At 72.0% G+C, this 21462-nt stretch carries 20 protein-coding genes; 6 read left to right on the forward strand and 14 right to left on the reverse strand.

Features of this window, described 5'->3' with window-relative positions:
• Positions 1-123: 123 nt before the first annotated feature.
• The 9 genes from J5X86_RS32290 to J5X86_RS32330 all read right to left on the reverse strand — a co-directional run bounded on the left by J5X86_RS32290 (position 124) and on the right by J5X86_RS32330 (position 7924).
• Entirely contained in the window at positions 124-444 is a 321-nt protein-coding gene (locus J5X86_RS32290; RefSeq protein WP_014057389.1) for a ferredoxin family protein, read from the reverse strand.
• Between the two features lies 1 nt (position 445).
• Entirely contained in the window at positions 446-1465 is a 1020-nt protein-coding gene (locus J5X86_RS32295) for an NAD(P)/FAD-dependent oxidoreductase (protein ID WP_208520239.1), read from the reverse strand.
• A 228-nt stretch (positions 1466-1693) separates the two neighbouring features.
• On the reverse strand, positions 1694-2089 hold the full coding sequence (locus tag J5X86_RS32300) for a MaoC/PaaZ C-terminal domain-containing protein (protein ID WP_208520240.1): 396 nt from the start codon (positions 2087-2089) through the stop codon (positions 1694-1696).
• Positions 2086-2622 carry a MaoC family dehydratase N-terminal domain-containing protein gene (locus J5X86_RS32305; RefSeq protein ID WP_208520241.1) on the reverse strand — a complete coding sequence of 179 codons (537 nt, stop codon included), beginning with the start codon at positions 2620-2622 and terminating at the stop codon, positions 2086-2088. The genes J5X86_RS32300 and J5X86_RS32305 overlap by 4 nt, the downstream gene beginning before the upstream one ends.
• On the reverse strand, positions 2619-3401 hold the full coding sequence (locus J5X86_RS32310; protein WP_208520242.1) for an IclR family transcriptional regulator: 783 nt from the start codon (positions 3399-3401) through the stop codon (positions 2619-2621). The genes J5X86_RS32305 and J5X86_RS32310 overlap by 4 nt, the downstream gene beginning before the upstream one ends.
• A 16-nt stretch (positions 3402-3417) precedes the next feature.
• On the reverse strand, positions 3418-4281 hold the full coding sequence (locus J5X86_RS32315; RefSeq protein ID WP_208520243.1) for an alpha/beta fold hydrolase: 864 nt from the start codon (positions 4279-4281) through the stop codon (positions 3418-3420).
• The gene (locus J5X86_RS32320) at positions 4278-5258 is read right to left on the reverse strand and encodes a catechol 1,2-dioxygenase (RefSeq protein ID WP_208520244.1); all 981 of its coding nucleotides are present in this window, start codon (positions 5256-5258) and stop codon (positions 4278-4280) included. Before J5X86_RS32320 ends, J5X86_RS32315 begins: the two co-directional genes overlap by 4 nt.
• Positions 5255-6592, reverse strand: coding sequence for a M20 family metallopeptidase (locus J5X86_RS32325; RefSeq protein ID WP_208520245.1), 1338 nt, complete (start codon positions 6590-6592; stop codon positions 5255-5257). The genes J5X86_RS32320 and J5X86_RS32325 overlap by 4 nt, the downstream gene beginning before the upstream one ends.
• 114 nt (positions 6593-6706) lie before the next feature.
• Positions 6707-7924: a Rieske 2Fe-2S domain-containing protein gene (locus J5X86_RS32330; protein ID WP_208520246.1), complete on the reverse strand. Its 1218-nt coding sequence runs from the start codon at positions 7922-7924 to the stop codon at positions 6707-6709.
• Between the two features lie 244 nt (positions 7925-8168).
• On the opposite strand from J5X86_RS32330, the gene J5X86_RS32335 reads away from it, so the two are divergent.
• Positions 8169-9122, forward strand: a complete 954-nt coding sequence (locus J5X86_RS32335; protein ID WP_208520247.1) for a zinc-binding alcohol dehydrogenase family protein — start codon at positions 8169-8171, stop codon at positions 9120-9122.
• Positions 9123-9180: 58 nt separating this feature from the next.
• Here J5X86_RS32335 and J5X86_RS32340 read toward each other — a convergent pair whose 3' ends face one another.
• Both J5X86_RS32340 and J5X86_RS32345 read right to left on the reverse strand, forming a co-directional pair.
• Positions 9181-9567 (reverse strand): acyl dehydratase, encoded by a 387-nt coding sequence (locus tag J5X86_RS32340; RefSeq protein ID WP_243981959.1) that lies wholly within the window; start codon positions 9565-9567, stop codon positions 9181-9183.
• 8 nt (positions 9568-9575) lie between these two features.
• Positions 9576-10052: a MaoC family dehydratase N-terminal domain-containing protein gene (locus J5X86_RS32345; RefSeq protein ID WP_208520249.1), complete on the reverse strand. Its 477-nt coding sequence runs from the start codon at positions 10050-10052 to the stop codon at positions 9576-9578.
• A 157-nt stretch (positions 10053-10209) separates the two neighbouring features.
• On the opposite strand from J5X86_RS32345, the gene J5X86_RS32350 reads away from it, so the two are divergent.
• From J5X86_RS32350 to J5X86_RS32360, 3 genes are read left to right on the forward strand one after another with little or no spacing between them, the layout of a single operon-like run.
• Positions 10210-11082: an alpha/beta fold hydrolase gene (locus J5X86_RS32350; protein ID WP_208520250.1), complete on the forward strand. Its 873-nt coding sequence runs from the start codon at positions 10210-10212 to the stop codon at positions 11080-11082.
• A gap of 18 nt (positions 11083-11100) precedes the next feature.
• On the forward strand, positions 11101-13401 hold the full coding sequence (locus J5X86_RS52585; protein WP_208520251.1) for a CoA transferase: 2301 nt from the start codon (positions 11101-11103) through the stop codon (positions 13399-13401).
• Positions 13398-14915, forward strand: coding sequence for an AMP-binding protein (locus J5X86_RS32360; RefSeq protein WP_208520252.1), 1518 nt, complete (start codon positions 13398-13400; stop codon positions 14913-14915). The genes J5X86_RS52585 and J5X86_RS32360 overlap by 4 nt, the downstream gene beginning before the upstream one ends.
• On the opposite strand, the gene J5X86_RS32365 is transcribed toward J5X86_RS32360, so the two are convergent.
• From J5X86_RS32365 to J5X86_RS32375, 3 genes are all read right to left on the reverse strand, one after another.
• Entirely contained in the window at positions 14884-15684 is an 801-nt protein-coding gene (locus tag J5X86_RS32365) for an alpha/beta fold hydrolase (RefSeq protein ID WP_208520253.1), read from the reverse strand. The genes J5X86_RS32360 and J5X86_RS32365 overlap by 32 nt on opposite strands.
• A gap of 270 nt (positions 15685-15954) precedes the next feature.
• Entirely contained in the window at positions 15955-17229 is a 1275-nt protein-coding gene (locus J5X86_RS32370) for an O-antigen ligase (RefSeq protein ID WP_208520254.1), read from the reverse strand.
• 143 nt (positions 17230-17372) lie between these two features.
• Complete coding sequence (locus J5X86_RS32375; protein ID WP_208520255.1) at positions 17373-18434, reverse strand: Lrp/AsnC family transcriptional regulator; 1062 nt, start codon at positions 18432-18434, stop codon at positions 17373-17375.
• Between the two features lie 124 nt (positions 18435-18558).
• Between J5X86_RS32375 and J5X86_RS32380 the strand changes: the two genes are divergently transcribed.
• Entirely contained in the window at positions 18559-19860 is a 1302-nt protein-coding gene (locus J5X86_RS32380; RefSeq protein WP_208520256.1) for an amidohydrolase family protein, read from the forward strand.
• Entirely contained in the window at positions 19860-21434 is a 1575-nt protein-coding gene (locus tag J5X86_RS32385) for an AbgT family transporter (protein ID WP_208520257.1), read from the forward strand. Before J5X86_RS32380 ends, J5X86_RS32385 begins: the two co-directional genes overlap by 1 nt.
• The last annotated feature ends 28 nt before the right edge of the window (positions 21435-21462 follow it).

Here is a 21462-nt window from a genome sequence, read left to right on the forward strand (position 1 = left end):
CTCGACCAAGGACACCATTAGTTCTGAGGATGGACAATATAGAGATTTTTTTGCCTGGTAGGAATGGTGTGAGTGGTCAGAATCCGGCGGGGGCCACCGGACGGAGAGCCACGTCCGGTGTGCTCACCGGCCTCCCACCAGGGCGGTGTCGGCGCCCAGCGGGCCGACTGCCCCGGCGCCACCGGGGGTGCCCAGCGGGGCGTCCCGGCCGGGCAGGACCTCCTCGAAGAACCGCCGGTTGTCCGCGCGGTGCTCGGGATCCGCCTTCCGGTCCACGGTGATCGCCTGCTCAGGGCAGGCGACCTCGCAGGCGCCGCAGTCGATGCACTCCACCGGGTTGATGTAGAGCTTGCGCTCGCCCTCGTAGATGCAGTCGACCGGGCACTCCTCCATGCAGGACCGATCCATGATGTCAACGCAGGACGCGCCGATGACGTAGGCCATGTCAGTTCTCCTTCTCGGTGGAATGCCCGGGGAACAGCGCCGCCTCCGGGTCGATGACCGTGGCGGCGTTGTTGACGGCCGTGGCGGCCTCGCCGAAGCCGACGGAGATCAGGCGCACCTTGCCCGGGTAGTCGGTGATGTCGCCGGCCGCGAAGACGCGGGGGAGGTTGGTGGCCATGTGGGTGTCCACGGCGATCCGGCGTGCCTCCAGGGTGAGGCCCCAGTCCCGCAGCGGGCCGAGGTCGGCGATGAAGCCGAGGGCCGCCACCACGGTCTGCGCGGGGAGGCGCGTGGTGTCCTTCGTGACGCGGTGGCGGATCTCGACCTCCTCCAGCAGTGCGCCGCCGTACAGGCCGCTGACCTCGGAGTCGGTGAGGATCTCGATGCCGAGTGCCCGGACCTTCTCCACCGACGCGCGGTGGGCGCGGAACCGGGCGGTGCGGTGCACCAGCCGGACCGAGCGCGCCATGGGGGCCAGCAGGGCCGCCCAGTCGAAGGCGCTGTCGCCACCGCCGACGACCACCACGTCATGGCCGGCGTGGGCGGTGGGGTCGGGTACGAAGTACACCTGGCCGCGGCCGAGGAAATCCTCCCCGGCCGGCAGCGGGCGGGGGGTGAAGGTCCCGACGCCGCCGGTGATCACCACCGCCCCGGCCCGTACGGTCGTCCCCCGGTCGCTGCGGACCACAGGCAGGCCGTCGTCGTAGGACAGCTCCGTCGCGCGGTGGCCGAGGAGATAGCGGGTGCCGTGTGTCTCCGCCTGGGCGACCAGGTTGTCGACCAGGTCGCGACCGCGGACCGAGGCGAATCCGGCGATGTCGAAGATCGGTTTCTCCGGGTACATCGCGCTGATCTGGCCGCCGCGCTGGGGCAGCACATCCATCACGGCGACACGCAGCCCGCGGAAGCCCGCGCAGTAGGCGCCGTACAGGCCCGACGGGCCGGCGCCGATGATCAGGATGTCCGTCTCGACCACCGCCGCGTCCGCCGCGGCGACCGGCTCAACGTTGAGAACGCTCATGGAAAAGGAGCGTAGGGAGGTCCGGATCACGGTCCAATGGAATCGGTCCGCCTGCCGGGACAGGGCGAGGAACTGGCGCCGGGACACCATGGCCGGGACACGGCGAGGAATCCGTGGCGCCGGGACACCGCGCCGGGACACCGTGGCCCGGACACGCGGGAGCGGTGGAACCCAAGGCCCCCGTCAGCCTTGGGTTCCACCGCTCCCGCACCCGGTCGAGCCGGGCCTTCACCCGGCGAGCGTCACCTCCACCGTCCCCGTGACGCACTCGGAGCCGTCGGCCTTGAGGATGCGCGCGTCCAGACGGACCCGCGCGCCCTCGACCGAGGACACCGTCGCGGCCCAGGTCAGCCGCTCACCGGCCACCGCCGTGGCCACGTTGCGCCACGCCACCGACTCCAGCCGGGCGCCCGGCCCGGCCCACTCCAGGGCGTTGCGGCTGAGCGTCTCGCCGTGCAGCGTCGACTGCACGACCGCGTCGGGAAACCCCTCCGACGCCGCGAACGCGGCGTCGTAATGGATCCGGTGCGCGTTCCACGACACGGCGCTGAAGCGGAAGAGCTGCACACTGGTGTGGGCGTACCGGCGCGGCGGACACTCGGTCCCGGCAGCGGGCGCCGTCATCGGTCACCTCCGGTGGCGTCGAGCACCACGATCGTCTCGTCCACGGACGTCAGCTCGCTTCCGTCGGGGGCCAGGAACCGGGTCCGCACGCCCAGGAGGACGAACTCACCCGACCGTCCGCGCTTGTGCCGCGCGGAGACGACCGCACGGGCTGCCGTGATCCGTGTTCCGGCCACCGGGGGCCGGACCAGGCGCACCGACTGGCCGCCGTGCACCTGGCGCACCGCGAGACCCTCGGTGCACGGCGACTCACGCTGGGCGAGGCCATCCGGCCGCAATTCGTCCTCCGGCGGGCCGTCCTCCCAGCTCATGGTGGCCGCGAGGAACAGGTCGGGCGCCTCGACGGGCCGGCCGTCCGCTTCCAGGGCGCGGGCCCGGCGGATGTACTCGCCATCGTTGAGGGCGGCGGCGTAACGGCAGAAGTCCTTGACCGTCGGGGTGCCGCAGTCCTCGTCCCGCCACTGGTCGATCAGCTCCCGCGCCCGCGCCAGCACCTCTTCCAGAGCGGGGGAGGACACGACGGGCGCCGTCACAGCGCCGACCTCAGCGAGCGGCTGATGCCTAGACCAGCCGTACGCAGCGCGCTGGCGTGGGCGATCGCGTCCACCCGGTAGGTCGGCGCCGTGATCGACAGGGCTCCGGCGAGGGCGTTCTGGCGGCCGAAGACCGGGACCGCCATGCTCATATAGCCGAGCCGGACCTCCTCCGCCTCGGTGGCGATGCCCTGGTCGCGGACCCGGTCAAGCTGGGTGCGCAGCCGGCCCGGCGAGGTGATGGTGTGGCGGGTGAACGGCTTGAGGCCGCTCCTGACCACCTCGCCGAACAGGCTGCCGGGGGAGTGGGCGAGGATCGCCTTGCCGGTCGCCGTGCAGTACAGCGGAAGCCGCCCCGCCACCCGCGACTCCTCGCTCAGCCCCCGGTGGGGGAGGATCTTCTCCAGGTACACCACGTCCAGCCCGTCATGGATGGCGAAGTGGATGGTCTCCCGCGTGGCCAGCAGCAGATCCTCCATATACGGCTGGGCCACCTCCCGCAGGATGCGCTGCCGGTGCACCCGCTGCCCGATCTCGAACAGGCGCAGTCCGAGCCGGTAGTTGCAGCCCGCCCGCTCCAGCAGCCCCCATGCGACCAGCTCCTGGGACAGCCGGTGGACGGTCGCCTTCGCCACTCCCGAACGGCGCACCAGATCGGCGAGCGAGAGCGAGTCGTCGTCGGCGGTGAACGCCTCCAGGATGGACCGGACCTTGCCGAGGACGGAGTTCATCGGGTCGGGACAGGCTCTGACGGCTTGGTCGATGGGGACTACGGTCATGGCAGGAACCTCACGATCAGGTGGCCGAGGACGCGGCGAGGAACTCCAGGCTGAGCGGGTTGTACAGATCGGCCTTCTCGTGCTGCGGCCAGTGGCCGCACTCGTTGAACACCTCCAGCCGCGCCCCGGGGATCGCGGCCGCGATGGCCTCGGCCTCCGGCACGTCGCCGAGCGGGTTCTTGTTGCCCCACACCACCAGGGTCGGCGCCTTGATCCGGCCCATGCGGTCGGGCCGCAGCAGGTTGCGCTCGCGGGCCTCCGGCTCCTGGAGCGCGAGCAGATTGTGCAGGTTCCGCTGGAAGTCGGGGTGGTGGTAGATGTCGTAGCGGATCTGGGTCAGCTCCTCGCCCAGGTCCTCGTCCCAGTGGGCCCACAGCAGCCGCAGCCGCTCCCGGGTGAAGGCGATGTCGTCCTTGAGGGCCGCGTCGCTGGTGGACGTCTTCAGCCGCTCCATGATCGCCGGGTTGATCTTCGTGCCGCCCATGCACAGCAGCTGGAGGGAGGCGACCCGGTCCGGGTGTTCGCTCGCGGCCCACGACCCCACCCAGCCGCCCAGCGACTCGCCGACCAGATGGGCGCGCTCGGCGCCGACGGCGTCCAGGTAGGCCATCAGGTGCTCGACGTACAGGGGGATCTCGGCCGGGCGGTCGGGCTTGCCCGTGTAGCCGTGGCCCAGCATGTCGATGGAGTGGCAGCGGTAGCGCTCGGCGTGCGCCGGGATGTTCCGTACGAACGCCTCCAGGTGGCCGGTCGTCCCGTGCAGGAAGACCACATGCTCGCCGTCCTCGGGGCCGGCCTGCAGGGCGCGAGTCTTGAAGTCGCCGGTCTCGACGTAGGTGTGCCGGTAGTCGATGCCCGACAGCTCGTTCCAGATGCTCATGACTGCCTTTCGCTGGTCTGCGCGGGGGTCTGTGCGGGGGCCTGTGCGGGATCGAGGACGGCGACCCCCATGCCGGTGAGCCACTCGGGCATCGGTTCATAGGCCAGGCGCCGGCCCGGGATGTGATCGAGCAGCGCGGACATCAACAGCCAGGTGCGCAGCTCCTGGGCGCCGTTGCCGGCTACCTTCTCCAGTTCCGCGGTGGTGTACTCGGTGATGCGGTGCGCCTGTCCCCGCTCCATCCAGGACAGGATTTCCTCGTCGAACTCCGGGTTGAGCGACGCCTCGGCGGCCCGGATGATCTCGCGGCGGCGCACGTCGTAGTCCTGCCAGTTCTCCCGGCCGTTGAGCCAGGCCCCGACCATGAACTCCTCGTCCTCGCCGTTCGGGTCGCGCCAGTCCGGCCAGGGCAGCCGGTGGGACAGCCCGCCGGAGCCGATGACCGCCACCCGGCGGTCGCCGGGGAACGCCAGGACCGCCTCCCGGATCGCCCGGCCCAGCTGTTCGCAGCGGTCCAGGGTGGGCAGCGGCGGCGCGAAGACGTTCACCACGAGCGGTACGAGGTCGACGTCGAGCCCGTCGAGCAGGTACTGGACGGCGTGCGACTGGCCGTGGTCGATCTGCAGCCGGGCGGAGAACGCCACGTCGAAACCGGACCGCTCCACGAGCGAACCCGCGAGGTAGAGGGCAAGCTCCCGGTCCACCGGCTGCGGGCCCTTCGGGGTGCCGGACTCGCCGCTGGCGATGCACTCGTCCACCCCGATGGTGAAGCTGGGGATCAGGTCGAGCCAGAACCCCCGGAAGTGGTTGGAGCCGATGAGGATCACCGTGTCGGGACGGGCCGCGGCCAGCGCGTCCCGCGCCTGGCCGAGCGCGTCCCGGAACCGCTCGGCGCGGTCCTTGTGGTACGTCTCCTCCCAGTGGGTGTTCATCAGCGTGCTGTGCGACGCTCCGACCCCCAGGACGATCTCGGTCATGCCCCTGCTCCTTCCAGCTCGTCGCGGGACCGGGTGACGGTGTCCACGGCCGTGCGGATCAGATGGCGCGTGAGCTTCTCCATGGCCCGCAGCGACACCGTGTTCATGCCTCGGGCGAAGTCGATCTCGAACGGCGCCTCCGCCACCTTGGGCATGCCGACCCGCACCGTGGGGATGCCACGGCCGCGCAGGATGTTGGCGTCGGTGGCGCCGCTGTTCCCGGGGATCACCTCGTGCTCGCGCCCCTCCAGCGCCTCCCAGGCGGCCGTGGCGCTGCGGTGGATCCACGATTCGCGCGGGGTGCGGGTGCCGGGGATCGCCAGCACCATCTCCGCCCGGACGTCGAGTCCGGGCGAGGCGGCCCGCAGCGCGGCGAGCGCGTCCATGAACTCGCGCTTGGCCCGCATCGGTGTGATGTCCGGGCTGATCCGCAGGTCCACCATCAGGGTGCACACGGCGGGGGTGACCGCCGCCATCCGCGGCCAGCCGCCGCGGATGGAGGAGACGATGCCCTGCGGCGCCACCGTGCCCGAAGTGTGCCGCTCGGCGTACCCCTCGAACCACTTCTCCAGGTACGCGGACACCTCCCCGGCGCGGGCGATGGCGTTGTCGTACGGGAGCCGGTGGCGGGAGCCCGCGTAGGTGTGGGTGCCGCCGACCGTCACCTCGAACCAGACCAGTCCGACCTCGTCCCACGAGACGGTCCAGCCGGGCTTGGCGATGACCGCGTAGTCGGTCCACACGCCCTGCTCCAGCAGGAACGAACACCCGGCGCCCTGGCCGGTGTTGAGGCGCGTGCCCACGGGCCGGGCGTTGGTGGGCATCCCGCCCGCGCCGAACGCCGCGACCAGGTCACCGGTGAGCGGGACACCGGCCAGCGAGATCGCCTCGATGGCCATCATCACGCACGCCGCGTGGCCCTTGGGGTTGGAGGCGCCGAGCCCGGTGACCAGGTCGTCGTACACCGTGGCCGCGGGCCGCATGTCCTCGCGCAGCTCCGGGCCGATCCACGGCACGTCCTCGCTCTCCTCGCCCACCGTCAGCGTGTCGATGGGGGCGTACAGCATGAGGTCGGGGCCGGTGCCGTCACCGGTCAGCCGCCCCCAGGCGTTGGCCTGGCGGTCGTCGAGGGGCTGGACGGCCGCGTGGCAGCCGGCGGTGCGCAGGGTGCCGGCGATATGGGTGGCCAGCGGGCCCTCGTCACCGGTCGGGCTGGGAATGTTCACCAGGCCCGTGATCAGCTCGCGGAGCCGGTCGGTGCTGATGTGGCGGGCGGCGTCGAGGGCCCAGGAGCGCCGCCGGTCATCCAGTCCCGCCAGGCCGTCGGCGGTCACTGGTTGATCCTGTGGACCTGCGTCATCGTGGTCCGCGCGATGCGCTTTGTGGCCAGCGGGATCCCGACGGCGATCGCGGCGCCCAGCAGCAGGGTGAACAGTTTACGGAACATGTCATGCCTTCTCTTCGGGTGCGGATGCGCCGTCGACCGGGGCCAGCTTCTTGCCGTACTCCTCCTCGCTCAGGTTCCGCCAGGCGGTGAGCGAGATATCGGGCCGGTAGAGCTTCTCCGGCGGCGCGTCCGTGACATCGACCATCCACGCGTCCTGGCCGGAGAACTGGCCGTGGAACAGCCAGCGGATCGCCCCGAGGTACTTGGCGTAGAAGCGCAGGGTGTCCCAGCCCTCGGTGAAGTTGACCATCACACCGACATAGCGGTGGTTGTCCTCGTCCACCGGGACGTAGAACTCGTAGTGGATGAACTTGGGGTAGGCGATGCGCAGCACGCCCGGCATCGACAGGGAGGCGAACCCGGGGAAGTCCTGCGCCTCGATCGTCGGATCGACGCTGTCGGCCTTGCCGGTGTTGCCGATGTTGAAGGTCTCCTTGGGCGGCTGCATCTTCCACCACCGCTTGTTGGACCAGCGGCCCACCCCCGGGAACTCGGCGTCCCAGTGGACCTCGTCCTGGACCCGGAAGATCCACCGGCCGCGCGGCACGATCCGGGTGATGTTCCAGGTCGGCATGGGCTTGAACAGCCGCCACAGGGCCGTGCGGTGCAGATACTTGGCGTGGCCCTCATCGAAGCCGTTCTCGCAGGCGAACCGCCAGTTGCCACCGCGCGGCTCGATCCGTCCGCCCATCACGAACGTGTTGGAGACGAGCTCCTCCGGAAGCTGGGAGTCGATCGAGTGCGGCTCCTCGTCGGCGATCGGGATGTACACCCACACCATGCCGAGGCGCTCCTCGACCGGGTAGGTGCGCACGCCCAGCTTGCCGGTCAGCCGGCACCCGGGGCCGTCGGTGATGACCGCGGACAGCCGCCCGGTGGGCAGATCGAAGGTCCAGCCGTGATACGGGCAGCTGACCGTGCCCGGGAACTGCTGGTTGCCCTCGGACAGCGGCACACCGCGGTGCGGGCACCGGTTGTGCAGGGCGTACGCCGTGCCGTTGTCGCGGATCAGCGCGATCCGCTCGCCGCAGATGGTGAAGGGCAGCGGCTTCCCCGTGACCTGGCTGGACCAGGTGACCGGATACCAGTAGCCGCGGAAGCCCGCTGCCGCACCGTCGTAATGGGGCCAGGACGACCAGTCCTGGCGACCGGGCTCGGCGGGTTTTCTGCGGCGGCTCCGGACGGGGGTGGCCGTGTCGGGAGAGTCCTCGACCGTCATCGTGCGTGTCCTCCTGCTGCCGGTTTTCGGTGGACCCGAGCATCCGGCGCGGCGTGGATCCACCCAAGGGATCCGGTCCGCTGAGCAGACCGCTCCCTCCCCGGCGGAAGCCCGGACGGTGGCCGCGGCGGCGCGTCCCGCTGAGCGGACCCGTCCCGGTGCGCGGACAGCGGGGCGCGGTCTAGCGTGCGCGGGGTCCGCCACCACCGAACGCGGCCGTGGGCCGTGGATACGGAGCGAAAACGTGAGCCACCCGACGTCACAATCCCTGGTGCTGGAGGAGTTCGGCACCCTGCCGCGGCTCGTCGAGCGGCCGGTACCCGAGCCACGTCCCGGCCACACCCTGGTGCGGATGAAGTCGGCCGCCGTCAGCCACCTCGATCTGAACGTCGTCGACGGCAAGTTCGGCATCCTCCCCGACCTGCCGTCGATTCCCGGCACCGCCGGCAGCGGCACCGTCATCGCCTCCGACGTCCACCCCGAGGGGAGCCTCGTCCTCCTCCGCGGCAAGGCCCTCGGGATGCGCCGCGACGGCGCCTGGAGCGAGCACGCGCTGGTCCCGGACGCCGCCGTGGAGGCCGTACCCGAGGGCACGGACCCCGCTCTGGCCTGCTGTTACTTCTCCCCGGCGGGGACGGCGTGGGCCTCGGTGCATGCCGTGGCGGGCGTCCAGCCCGGGGAGCGGGTCCTGGTGACCGGGGCGGCCGGTGCGGTGGGCGCGCTCACCGTGCAGGTCGCGGCCCGGGCCGGAGCCGAGGTGATCGGCGTGGTGGGCCGCCCCGCCAAGCTGCCGCATGTACCGGCCCCCGCCAAGGTGGTGCTCGCCGCCGACCTGTCCCCCGACGCGGTCGGAGGCCCGGTGGACGTCGTGATCGACACCGTGGGCGGGCCGGTCCTGCGCGACTCCCTGCCGCTGGTGCGCCCCCGCGGCCGGGTCGCCCTCGTCGGCTACACCGCGGGCCGTGAGTTCACCGTGGACCTGGCGGACTTCCTCCTCGCCGATGTGTCGCTGCTGCCCGTGAACCTGATGTCCCGGGGGAAGGAGGTCGCCGCCGACACCAAGCGGATGCTGGGCGACCTCACCTCCGGGGAGCTCACCCTGCCCATCGAGCACCATCGCATCGACGGCCTGGCGGAAGCCGTGGCACGCCTGCGGTCCGGGGAGGCGATCGGCAACGTGGTCCTCGATCTCGCCTGAGCGATGATCTCGCCCGGGCGCTCTCATCCCGACGCTCTCATCCCGGCGCGGGGCGCGGTCAGCCCATCAGGACCACGGCCGTGCCCCGGCAGCACACCACATCACCCTGCCCACCGTGCTCGACCAGATCCAGGGTGACCCGCCCCGTCTCCGGATCGACCTCGCCGACCGTGCCGCTCACCACGAGCCGCTCCCCGGCGAGGGCCGGGGCCCGGTTCTGCCATCCGACCTCCAGGACCTGTCCGCCCGGACCCGCGAAGCTCATGGCGGCCCGGTGCATCAGACAGCCGTGCAACTGCGCCATGACGACCGGCCCGTCCAGCCCCTCGGAACGCGCGAACCCGGTGTCGTAGTGGATGCGATGGGTATTGCGGGTGACCGCCCCGAACCGCAGCAGGGTGACGGCATCCGGGGTGAACTCCACCGGTGGTACGGGCTGCCCCATGTGAACGCTCATCGGACGATGAACCTCTCCCGCACCCGGACGAGCGTGCCCCGCTCCGCCGTGTACGTCTTCTCGACGGTCAGCAGCAGGAACGGCGTTCCGCTGCCCTTGCGTTCGACATCCGTGAGGACCCGGCGGACCTGGATCCGGTCGCCCGCCCTCACCTCGCCGGTGAACCGGACCTCCTGGCCGCCCGCCATGAGCCGTACATCCAGGCCGTCGGTGCCCGGGACCTCGTCGCGGTACATGCCGTCCGGCCGGAACTCGTCCTGGCCGGCGCCTCCCGCGCCGCGCAACAGGCTCACCAGGTACATCGGGTGGACGGTGAAGTCCGGGCGGCCGGGGTCGACCAGATGCGGGCCGGTCTCCCCGGCCGAGCGCGCGAACTCCGCCGCGTCCTCGGCCCGTACGACACCCAGGTCGCGGTGTTCCGGGCGGCCGATCGCCGCCCTGGCCCGTTCCTCGGCAACTTCCCACGCGGACATATGCTGCCTTTCTGCGGACGACTACCGCGGACACGTCTTTCGCGGACCACGATGAACCGGGAGGCTAGCCACCGCCCGGAGGCGGTCACCACGAGACCGGCCCGCTCAGCGGACCGGACCGCTTGGGCGGAGATCACCGGCACCACACCATCGGGGCATGGACCTCATGAACATCCAGAAGCCGCCGGAGGGCGCCCACGCGGAAGCGGACGGCGTCACGTACCACTACATCGAGCTGGGCACGTCGGGCGGCAGCCCGACGGTCTTCCTCCACGGCGGTGGCCCCGGGTGCACGGGCTGGTCCGACTTCGGACAGGTGGCACCGCTGTTCGCCCAGGACCGCCACTGCTTCCTCGTGGACATCCTGCAGTACGGCAAGTCGGCCAAGCCCGTCATCGAAGGCCCCATGTGGGACTATCACGCCGCCAAGACGGTCGCCCTGCTCGACACCCTGGGCATCGAGCGCGCCGACTTCGTGTGCAATTCCTGGGGCGGAACCATCGCGCTGAACCTGGCCGCGAAGTACCCCGAGCGGGTCCGGTCGCTGACGATCACCGGCAGCATGCCCGTGTTCCACGGCCCGCTGGCCCCGCTGCCCGAGGGCGGCCGGCGCGGCCGCAACGCCCGTGACGTGTACTACGGCGGCACCGGCCCCTCCTGGGAGAAGATGCGGGACCTGATCGCCCGCCTGGAGTGGTACGACGGCGGCGCCATCCCCGACGACACCGTCACCCTGCGCTACGAGCAGAGCCTCGACCCGGAGGAGACCGCCCTCGCCGGCGCCTCCGACAACCCCCGCGGCGACTGGCAGGACCTCACCGCGGAGCTCGGCGCCATCCAGGCCCCCACCCTCTTCATCTGGGGCATGTACGACGCGTTCCTCACCCCCGACTATCCGCTGATGCTCGCCCGCATGGTCCCCAAGGGCAATCTGCACATCATGGACCAGGTCTCCCACCACCTTCAGGAGGAGCGGCCGCACGATTACTACACGGCGGTCACCGGCTTCCTGAACCAGCAGCACGCCTGAGCATCCCGCGGAGGAGATGTGAGCAACCCGGCCGTACGCGTCGTCGAACTGTCCAGCCCCTTCACCCGGTTCGCGGGCCGGCTCCTGGTCGGCCTCGGATATGAGGTCGTCCTGGTCGAGCCCGAGGAGGGGGATCCGACCCGGCGGGAACTGAACGGCGACGCGTTTGTCCACTGGCACGCCGGTAAACGGTCCGTGACCCCCGCGTCCCCGGAGGAGCTGCGGCGCCTGGTGGAGGGAGCCGACGTCCTCCTCGACGGGACTCCGGACGGTGCGCCGGAGGCCGTCGCGGGCCTGGACCACCTCGTCCATGTCCGCGTCACCCCCTTCGGGACCGTGGGCCCCCGCAGCCACTGGCAGGGCACCGATCTGGTGGTCGCCGCGCTCGGCGGCATGCTCGCGCAGGTCGGCGACCCGGACGGCCCGCCGCTGCGCCTTCCGGAGAACCAGGCGGAGCAGCTCGCCGGTGTGCACGCCGCGATCGCCGCGCTGCTCGGTCTGCGGGCGCGGCGCACGGGGCCGGGCCAGCTCGCCGACGTGTCCGCCCAGGCGTGCGCGGCCGCCGCCCTGGAGGCCGGCACCCTCGCCTATCTGCACGAGGACCGGGTGCCGGGACGCCCCGGCCGGGTGCATCCGCTGGTGCCGCACGGACTGTTCCGGGCCGCCGACGGCTATCTCGGCGGTGGCCTCGGCGGCAGCCCCCGCATGTGGGACGCGCTCCTCGTCTGGCTGCGCGAGGAGGGCGCCGAGGCCGACCTCGCCGAGCCGCGCTGGCAGGACCCGGTGGAGCGCAAGAAGTACCAGGAGCACGTCTTCGAGGTGGTGCAGGACTTCGCGGGCCGGTGGCCGAAGGCCGAATTCGCCGAGCTCGCCCAGTCCAGGAAGCTGCCCTGGGCGGCGGTCGACCTGCCGCACGAGATGCCCGGCAACCCGCAGCTCGCCGCCCGTGACTTCTTCCTCCGCGCCGGTGGCCGCACCGACCTGGGCTTCCCCTTCGCGTTCCCGGACGGCCACCGGATCAAGGAGCTGGACGTCCCGGAGCGGGGCGCGGACCAGCGGCTGCTGCAGGAGCACCGGCCGGCCCCGCGGGTGCCCGCGGCGGCCGCGGAACCCGCGCGGCCCGCCCTGCAGGGCATCCGCGTCCTGGACCTGACCTGGGTGCTCGCCGGGCCCTACTGCACCAAGGTGCTCGCCGACCACGGCGCCGATGTCATCAAGGTCGAGTCGCTGGGCCGTCCCGACCCCACCCGGTTCGCGCCCTTCATGCATCTGTCCCGCGGCCCGCACACCGATCCGAACACCAACGGCTACTTCAACGAGGTCAACCGCAACAAGCGCAGCCTGGCCCTGGACACCCGCACCGAGGACGGCATCGCCATACTGCGCGACCTCATCGCCTCCTGCGACGTCCTGGTGGAGAACTTCAGCGCCACCGTCATGACCAAACTGGGCCTCGGCTACGACACCCTCCGCGAGATCAATCCCCGCCTGGTGTACGTCAGCATGTCCGGCATGGGTCACAGCGGCCCGCGCAGCGGCTGGGTGTCGTACGCGGACACCGTGTCGGCCTCCTCGGGGCTCACCGGCCTGACCGGATGGGGCCCGGACGACGTGGTCGGGGTGATCTACGGCCACGGCGACATCGTCGCCGGTCTGCAGGCCGCGCTCGCCACCACCGCCGCCCTGGAACACCGGGAGCAGACCGGGCGCGGACAGCACATCGACCTGTCCCAGCTCGAGGCGATCGCCTCCCATATGGGCACCAGCCTGCTCAACCCCGTCGAGCCCGCCGGGAACACCGATCCGCGATGGAGCCCGCAGGGCGTGTACCGCTGCCTCGGCGCCGACCGCTGGCTGGCCGTCAGCGTCCGCGACGACACCGAATGGGCCCGGCTGTGCACGGTGATCGGGCACCCGGGCCTGGCCACCGACGAACGCACCCGCACCTCGGCCGCCCGCGCACACCACACCGACCTGGTCGACGACGCCCTCGCCACCTGGGCCAGGACCCTGCCGGCCGACGCCGCCGCCGAACTCCTTCAGGAGCAGGGCATACCCGCGGGCGCGGTGCAGGACGGCCGCGACCTGGTCGAACAGGACCCGCAGCTCCGGGCCAGGGGCTTCTACGTCCGCGCGGAACACCCGGTGGCGGGGGCCTTCCTGCACGAGGGGCCGCCCATCCGGCTCACCCGCACACCGGGCGGCGTCCGCACGGCGGCACCCGTGCTAGGCGCCGACACCGACGACGTGCTGCGCGATGTCGCGGGGCTGCCACCGGAGCGGATCCGCGAACTGCGCGAGCGCGAGGTGCTGCGGTGACCTCCCTGACGATTCCCGGGCTGCTCCACACCGCGGCCCGGGACCACGGGGACCGCCCCTTCCTGCGGATCGGGGACACCGTTCGCACCTACCGCCAGGCGCGAGAGGCCGCCGCCACCATGGCGGGGGCCCTCGCGGCCCGCGGCTGCCGCCCGGGCGACCGCATCGCGGCGATGACGGGCAACCGGGTCGAACTCGTCGACCTGTTCCTCGGCGCCGCCTGGCTCGGCGCCGAGCTGGTCCCGCTGAACACGGGGCTGCGCGGCAGCGGGCTGCGGAACGTCCTGGACCAGGCCCGCCCCACCCATGTGCTCGCGGAGGACGAGACGGCGGAGCGGCTGCGGGCGGCCGGGTACCGGGGGACGCTGTGGCTCGCGGGAGCGGACGACGTGCCCCGGCCGGGCCACGGCCCCGCCCTGCCGGCAGCCCCCGTCCGCCCGGGCGACACCGCGTGCGTCCTCTTCACCTCCGGGACCACCGGAACCTCCCGCGGGGTCCGCTGCCCCCACGCCCAGTTCGTCTGGTGGGGGCGCAACGTCTCCGGCGCGCTGCGCCTCACCGCGGACGACGTCCTCTACACCTGCCTCCCGCTGTTCCACACCAACGCCCTGAACGCGCTGGCACAGGCGATGACCGTGGGGGCGGCGTACACCCTCGCCCCCCGCTTCTCGGCCTCCCGGTACTGGACCGAGGCGGCCGGGGCCGGGGCCACCGTGGTCTATCTGCTGGGCGCCATGGTGCCGATGCTGCTGGCCCAGCCCCCGGGCCCGCACGACCGTGCCCACCGGACCGTACGCGGACTCTCCCCGGCGACACCGGCCCACGACTGGCAGCCGTTCCGCGAGCGGTTCGGCGTCACCCTGATCGACGGATTCGGCTCCACCGAGACCAACCTCGTCATCGGCACGACGCCCGAGGAACAGCGGCCCGGCTACATCGGCACCCTGCGCGACGGCTTCGACGCCCGCGTCGTGGACGAACTGCTCACCCCCGTCCCCGACGGCACCCCGGGCGAGCTCCTGGTGCGCAGCCACCGGCCGTACGCCTTCGCCACCGGCTACCTGGGCGAGCCGGCGGAGCCCGCGGACGCGTGGCGGCGGACGGGGGACCGGGTGGTGCGCGAGCCCGACGGCTGGTTCCGGTTCGTGGACCGCATCAAGGACGTGATCCGCCGCCGCGGGGAGAACATCTCCTCCTGCGAGGTCGAGACGGTCGTCCGTAGCCATCCCGCGGTGGCCGACGCGGCCGTCTTCCCCGTGCCGTCCGAGCTGGCGGAGGACGAGGTGATGGTCGCCGTGCTGCCCCGCGCGGGCAGCACCCTCGACCCGGCCGACCTGATCCGCCACTGCGAGCTCGAGCTGCCCCCGTTCGCCGCCCCCCGCTACGTGGACATCCTGCGCGAGCTGCCGCTCACCGAGACCGGCAAGGTGCGCAAGGCGGCGCTGCGGCGGCGTGGCGTCACGGAGACGACATGGGACCGGGTCACCGCCGAGGCCGGTCCACCCATGCGGTGACGACGTCGGCGAACTCCCCGGGCAGCTGTTCGGGCGCCGGTACGTGGCCGCCGGGCAGGACCGCGGTCTCGCAGCCGAGCGCCGCCGCGAACTTCTCCAGCGCGGGCAGCGAGTAGTGGTCCTCCGGCGCGCACACGGCGAGTACCGGGGCCGTGATGTGCGCCAGCCGCTCCTCCATCCGGTACCGGTACACCGCCTGGTGTCCCTCCTCCACCCGGTCCAGCACGGTCAGCGCGTCGATCACATAGCGGGTCAGCGCGGCCTCCTCGCCCGCCCGGTAGAAGCCGCGGCGCCGGTTCCACAGCTCCACCAGATGCGAGCCGTCCGGCTTCGGATCGACATGGTCGACCGGGGGGCGCCCGGGAGCCGCCTCGCGTTTGGCCTCGTCGACGAAGGCCGTGGCCGAGAGCAGCAGACTGCTGACGCGGTCGCCCAGCCGGGCGGCCACCTCCACCGCGACCACACCGCCCGTGTGATGGCCCACCAGGTGGAACGCCTCCAGCCCGAGCCCGTCGGCCAGCGCCTCCACCCCGTCGGCGAACCGCTCGATCGAGTGCGGCCCCTCGGGCTTGGCCGAGGCGCCGAACCCCACGGTGTCCATGGCGATGGCCCGGTGTGCCCGGCCCACCAGGGGCAGCACATCGGCGTACTCGGTCCAGGAACGCGGCGTCTGATGCAGCAGCAGCACCGCCTCGCCGGACCCGCACTCCGCGTAGTGCAACTGCCCGAAGGGGCTGGGCACATAGCCCCGCCGCACCGTGTTCGCCATCGCTGTGAGCCGCCTTCCGATTGACACGAACCGCCCGCCCACTCTCGTCGCCGCCGAGCGGGCCGGACCAGGCGAACGGTCCGCTGTCCGGACCCCTCCCGGCGCGGCAGGCGACAGAGCGCCGGTGGCCGCCTGGGCCCTGTCCGGTGGATCTTCGCGCCGGTGACATCAGCGGCTGCCGCCGCGGGGCCCGCGGCGTCTGGTGCAGGGGCACCTCCCAGCGGTAGCTGGGGGCGCCGTGCCAGGCTTCGCGGGCCCGTCAGAAGGACCCTAGCGGCGCCGCGCGCGGCGGCCCGAGCGGGCGGGGGCTTGGGCGGGTGTCCCCGAGTCCCGCCACCGGCCCGGGACCTCGGCCATGACGAGGCCGAGGACCAGCCAGAAGAGCATGGCGATCCGGTCCAGGTTGGCCGGGTGGTCCACCGTGGCCGCGAGGAAGAACCCCGTCAGGGCGGCGAGCCCGACGACTCCGGCCACGGACTTCTCCCGGGCGGCGCGGACCGCCGTGGCGACGGCGATCACGGTCACCAGCACCATTCCGAGCAGACCGGCCACGCCCGCTTCGGCCAGCCAGTTCAGCCACATGTTGTGGGCGTGGACGAAGGTCCTGCCGCCGGGTACGGCGGCGGAAACCGCGTCCCCGGCCCGCCCCAGCCCGACACCGAGCGGCTGGTCCACGGCGAGGTCGACGGCCGCCTTCCACGCCTGGCCACGGACGCCGAGCGCGTCCCCGGCCCGCGACACCACCCACAGCGCCACCGTCACGGCCACCAGCCCGGCCAGCCCCACGACCGTCAGCGTCCGCACCCCCCACCGGCCGAGGCGGGGGGCGAGCCAGTACGTGCCGCCGAGCACCAGCAGACCCGCCGCCGCCGCGACACAGCCCGCCCGGGAGAAGGTGGTCAGCACCGCGCCGTAGCCGATGAGCTCCACGCTCACGACCGCGACGCGGGCCGTGCGCTCGGCGACCGTCACCGCGGCCAGCAGGGCGATCGGGGTGAGCAGCACCAGGAACGCGGCGAGCAGGTTGGGGTTGGCGAAGGTGCCGGTGGCGCGGATCATCGACCCGGGCCCGCCGCTGTCGCAGTCGACGTCGGTGAAGAGACCGGTGCGGCAGAAGCCGGTCGGCACCTCGTTGGTCACCTGGGCGAACGCCGAGGTGGCCGCGGCCGCCACGGCGGCCAGCGCGAGCAGCGCGACCGCCCGCCAGGACTCGGGCTGCGTCCGCCGCACCCCGACCAGCAGGTAGAAGGTGGCGAGGGCGGTCATCAGGGCGCGCAGCGGCGCGTCGGGGTGCCCGCCGACGTAGGTGGTGGCGATGCCGCTGAGGAGGAGCAGCGCGATGGCGGGGTCGAGCCGGGTGCGGAACGTGGCGAGCCGCGGCGCCGTCACCGCCGTCGCGACCAGCCCCGCCAGCACGGCAAGGCGCACCGGTGTGATGACGCCGACCAGAGGGGCGTCCGGGAAGAAGTCGGTGGCCGCGTCGAGCATGACGATGGCCGTAGCCACCAGCGGAACGGCCTGGACTGTCGCGCGCACAGGTGCCATGGCGCCCCAGCGTGTCCGGCCGCAGGTACCGGCAGATGGCACGCACACGAACAGCGGAAAGCGCCTTCACGTCCGGTGTGCCCCCGACCAGCCCCGACCCGTCCCGACAGGTCCGATGCCCACACGGACCGGGCGCTCGCGCATCAGGTGGCCGCGGCACTCCCGGGAGCCGGGGTGGCGAAGGGGCGCAGCGGGACGATGCCCACGCTGTGGCCGCTTCGGTCCAGCAGTCGGCCCATGTGCTTGACGGTGCGCAGCACCACCGAGCGGTCGTCGATGGTCAGCTGCGGCAGCCGCCTCGACAGATGCGCCTCGAAGGCGTGCACATCACCGGCCGCGCGCAGCCAGACGTCGATCACCAGGTTGTGCGGGCCCGCCGTGATCGCACACGACCGGACCTCCCGCACCCCGGCCAGCGCCCGGCTGGTCTCCTCCAGCCGCTCGGCCGGTACGGACGCGAAGTACACCGCGGCCATCGGCCACCCGGACATGGGCCGGGCGAGGTCGCAGCGCAGGCACACCCGTGAGCCGAGCAGCGCCCGCAGCCTCCGGCGGACCGTGGTCAAGGGCGCCCCGGCGCGCTCCGCCAGGTCGCTGATCGCCATGCGGCCGTCGACGCTCAGCAGCTCCAGGAGCCGCACATCCAGGGGGTCCCAGCCGGTCGCCCCCGGCGGGAGCGGCTCGATCGGCGGGAGCGCCGCCTCGAGCCGGGCACACTGCGCGGCGTCCAGGGCGCGAAGCCGCCACCTGCTGCCCTCGGAGGGCAGGGCCGTCGTCACATGCGTACGTGTCGCCCGCACCCCAGGCGCGCCCCGGAAGAGGACCGTGCTGAGCTGGGCGAGGTCACCCAGGTCCGAAGCCTGCAGCGCGATCACCAGATCCCGGCTTCCCGCCGTGAGCTTGACGTTGGCCACCGAGGGTTCGGCCGCCAGGGTCTCGGCCACGTCCTCCCCGACCCCGGGCTCGGTGTCGACCTCGACGATGCCGGTCACCACGATCCGGGAGTCGGAGAGCTGGGGATAGGCGGTGACCCAGGCCAGCCCCGCCTCCTGGAGCCGCTGCCAGCGTCGCGCGGCCGTGACCGGGTTCACCGCGAGGACGTCACCGACAAGTGTCCACGGGGCTCTGGGATGGATCTGCAGCGCGTGCACGAGGCCACGATCCAACTCGTCGAGGTCATGCGCGGCGTAATCCTGCGTTTGCATGGGCGGCGCTTTTCTGCGTATCGCATGTGAATCTCGATGGAATGCTGCATGATAACACCCGAAACACGCGATGGATCGACACTCCTCCCCACCAGTTCCCCCAACGAGGAGTGAGATCTCGCTCATGACGGATGCCACCACGTCCGAGACCACCAGGACCGCTCTGCGCGTGGAGAACGCCACGTTGATCGACGGCACTGGGGCGACCCCGATCGCGGACGCCGTCGTCATCGCCGACGCCGAAGGAACGATCACCTACGCGGGCCCGGCGGCGACCGCGCCCCCGGCCTCCGGCGACGCTTTCACCGGTCGTGTCATCGACGCGGGCGGCCGCACCGTGCTGCCGGGTTTCTTCGACTGCCACACCCACCTCGCCTACGCCCATGCGACACCGCCCGCCCGCCGCGGTGAACTCGACCCGGTCCTGGTGACCTACGACACCGCCACCCGGCTGCGGCAGACCCTCGACGCGGGCGTCACCACCGTCCGGGACCTGGGCGGCCTGGCCACCGGGTACCGCACCGCCGTCGAGACCGGGCGGATCACGGGCCCCCGGGTGCACACCGCCGTACGGATCATCAGCCACACCGGTGGCCACGCCGATGTGCGCCTGCCCGACGGCACCGACCTCAGCGGCGGTGAGATGTCCGAGCTGGCCGATACCGAGGACGAGGCGCGCCTGGCCGTGCGCAAGGTGCTGCGCGCTGGCGCCGACCTGGTCAAGATCTGCGCCACCGGTGGCATGGGAAGCCCGTATGACCAGCCGGACGACGAGGGGCTCCTGGAGGAGGAGATCCGCGCCGTGGTCGACGAGTGCCGGCGCCACGGCGGCAAGCCGGTGGCCGCGCACGCCCAGGGGAACGCGGGTATCCTCAACGCCATCCGCGGCGGGGTCACCAGCATCGAGCACGGCTACGGCCTGGACGACCGGGCCCGGGAGATGGCGGGGGAGCGCGGCGTCTTCGTCGTCCCGACCCTCTCCACCGTCTACGCGGGCATCGACAAGGCCACCATGGAGCCCTATCACTACGAGAAGAAGGTGCGCTGGTCCGGCATCACCAAGGAGAACATCTCCCGCGCCATCGAGCAGGGGACCCGGATCGCGCTCGGCACCGACGCCGCCGTCTGCCCGCACGGACAGAACCTGATGGAGCTCAGCTACCTCGTCGACCTGGGCATGGACCCGATGGACGCCATCGTGGCCGGCACCCGGACCGCCGCCGAACTCCTCGGCGTCGCCGACCGCCTCGGCACGCTGGCCCCCGGCCGCGTCACCGACCTCATCGTCTGCGAGGGAGACCCGCTCGCGGACATCGGTGTGCTCGGCGATCCCGCCAACGTCGTGTGCGTCGTGCAGGACGGCCATGTCCGCAAGGACACCAAGGGCCTCCTGCCGTCGGCCACGCCAGCCGGAAGGCGGCCCTGATGCCGGCGGTGACCGGACTGCCCGCCCCCGAGGGCACCTCCCCGGACAAGGAGCGGCGCGGCGGCCTCGACCGTGTCCTCTCCTTCATCGAACGGGCCGGCAACGCCCTGCCCAACCCCATCGTCCTGTTCGCCGGGCTCTTCGTGCTGCTGGCCGTCCTCTCCACCGTCCTCGCCCTCATCGGCGTCTCCGTCACCGTCCCCGGCACCGATGACACCAGGGACATCGGCGGGCTGCTCACCGGTGAGGGGCTGCGCTGGCTGCTGGAGAACCTGATCCCCAACTTCGCCACGTTCCCGCCGATCGGCGCCGTCCTGGTGCTGATGATGGTGGTCGGACTCGCGGAGAAGACCGGCCTGCTGGAGACCGCGATGCGGGCCTCGCTGGCCCGGGTGCCCCGCGCCGTGCTGCCGTACGCGGTGGCGGTCATCGCCAGCCAGGCGCACATGATGAGCGACGTCGGCGCCATCGTGCTGCCCCCGCTGGCGGCCCTGGTGTTCAAGAGCGCCGGACGCCATCCCGTGGCGGGCCTCATCGGCGGCTTCGCCTGTGTCACCGCGGGCTACGCGGCCGGATTCACCATCGGCTCGCTCGACGCCCTGTACGTGGGCATCACCCAGCAGGCGGCCTCGGTGCTCCCGGCCGCCGAGGGCCTGCATATCCATGTGCTCATCAACTACTTCTTCACCGCCGCCAGCAGTGTCGTCCTGGGGCTGCTCGGCGGATTCCTCATCAGCCGCGTCCTCGAACCACGCCTTGCCCCCTACCAGGCGGCCGAGAGTGGCGAGACCTCGCGGGAGGACCTGACGCTCACCCCGGTGCAGCGCAAGGGGCTCGCGTACACCTGCGCGGTCGTCGGCCTGTACCTGGCGGCGGTCCTCGCGCTCTGGCTGCCACCGGGCGCCCCGCTGCGCGGAGAGGGCGGCGCCTTCGTGCCCTCGCCCGTGCTCAGCGGTGTCGTCCCGGTCCTCTTCGGTGCCTTCCTGCTCGCCGGGCTCACCTACGGCTTCACGGTCAAGAAGCTCACCGGCACCGAGGACGTGGTCACCACGATGACGGACTCGGTGAAGAACATGTCCGGCTACATCGTGATGATGTTCTTCGCGGCCCAGGTCATCGCGCTCTTCACCTGGTCCAACCTCGGGGTGCTGCTGGCGGTGAAGGCCGCCGCGCTGTTCAACGCCATCGGTGTGACCGGCTTTTGGGCGATCATCGCGTTCGTCCTGCTGGCCTCCTGCCTCAACCTGGTGATCCTCTCCGGATCCGCCCTGTGGTCCCTGGTCGGTCCCGTGTTCATCCCGGCGTTCATGCTGATGGGCATGAGTCCGGCGCTCAGCCAGGCGGCCTTCCGTATCGGTGACTCGGCGACCGGCGCCATCACCCCGATGAACCCGTATCTCCTCCTCATCCTGGCGATGGTCCGTGAATACGAACCGGAAGCCCGCCTGGGGACGCTCATCTCCCGGCTCGCCATCTTCGTGGTGCCGTTCCTGATGGTGTGGCTGGCGATCCTCGGCATCTTCTACGGCCTGGACCTGCCGCTCGGTCCCGGAGCGCATATCGGCGTCAAATGACGCTCCCCGATGACACGGTGGTTCCGTC

The organism is Streptomyces sp. NEAU-YJ-81 (genome assembly GCF_017592595.1).
Lineage (GTDB): Bacteria > Actinomycetota > Actinomycetes > Streptomycetales > Streptomycetaceae > Streptomyces > Streptomyces hygroscopicus_B.

What these genes read in the sequence shown, in the direction of transcription:
- J5X86_RS32290 (WP_014057389.1), bottom strand. Translation starts at nt 444, where the DNA reads ATGGCCTACGTCATCGGCGCGTCCTGCGTTGACATCATGGATCGGTCC.
- J5X86_RS32295 (WP_208520239.1), bottom strand. Translation starts at nt 1,465, where the DNA reads ATGAGCGTTCTCAACGTTGAGCCGGTCGCCGCGGCGGACGCGGCGGTG.
- J5X86_RS32300 (WP_208520240.1), bottom strand. Translation starts at nt 2,089, where the DNA reads ATGACGGCGCCCGCTGCCGGGACCGAGTGTCCGCCGCGCCGGTACGCC.
- J5X86_RS32310 (WP_208520242.1), bottom strand. Translation starts at nt 3,401, where the DNA reads ATGACCGTAGTCCCCATCGACCAAGCCGTCAGAGCCTGTCCCGACCCG.
- J5X86_RS32315 (WP_208520243.1), bottom strand. Translation starts at nt 4,281, where the DNA reads ATGAGCATCTGGAACGAGCTGTCGGGCATCGACTACCGGCACACCTAC.
- J5X86_RS32320 (WP_208520244.1), bottom strand. Translation starts at nt 5,258, where the DNA reads ATGACCGAGATCGTCCTGGGGGTCGGAGCGTCGCACAGCACGCTGATG.
- J5X86_RS32330 (WP_208520246.1), bottom strand. Translation starts at nt 7,924, where the DNA reads ATGACGGTCGAGGACTCTCCCGACACGGCCACCCCCGTCCGGAGCCGC.
- J5X86_RS32340 (WP_243981959.1), bottom strand. Translation starts at nt 9,567, where the DNA reads ATGGGGCAGCCCGTACCACCGGTGGAGTTCACCCCGGATGCCGTCACC.
- J5X86_RS32345 (WP_208520249.1), bottom strand. Translation starts at nt 10,052, where the DNA reads ATGTCCGCGTGGGAAGTTGCCGAGGAACGGGCCAGGGCGGCGATCGGC.
- J5X86_RS32350 (WP_208520250.1), top strand. Translation starts at nt 10,210, where the DNA reads ATGGACCTCATGAACATCCAGAAGCCGCCGGAGGGCGCCCACGCGGAA.
- J5X86_RS32365 (WP_208520253.1), bottom strand. Translation starts at nt 15,684, where the DNA reads ATGGCGAACACGGTGCGGCGGGGCTATGTGCCCAGCCCCTTCGGGCAG.
- J5X86_RS32370 (WP_208520254.1), bottom strand. Translation starts at nt 17,229, where the DNA reads ATGGCACCTGTGCGCGCGACAGTCCAGGCCGTTCCGCTGGTGGCTACG.
- J5X86_RS32375 (WP_208520255.1), bottom strand. Translation starts at nt 18,434, where the DNA reads ATGCAAACGCAGGATTACGCCGCGCATGACCTCGACGAGTTGGATCGT.
- J5X86_RS32380 (WP_208520256.1), top strand. Translation starts at nt 18,559, where the DNA reads ATGACGGATGCCACCACGTCCGAGACCACCAGGACCGCTCTGCGCGTG.
- J5X86_RS32385 (WP_208520257.1), top strand. Translation starts at nt 19,860, where the DNA reads ATGCCGGCGGTGACCGGACTGCCCGCCCCCGAGGGCACCTCCCCGGAC.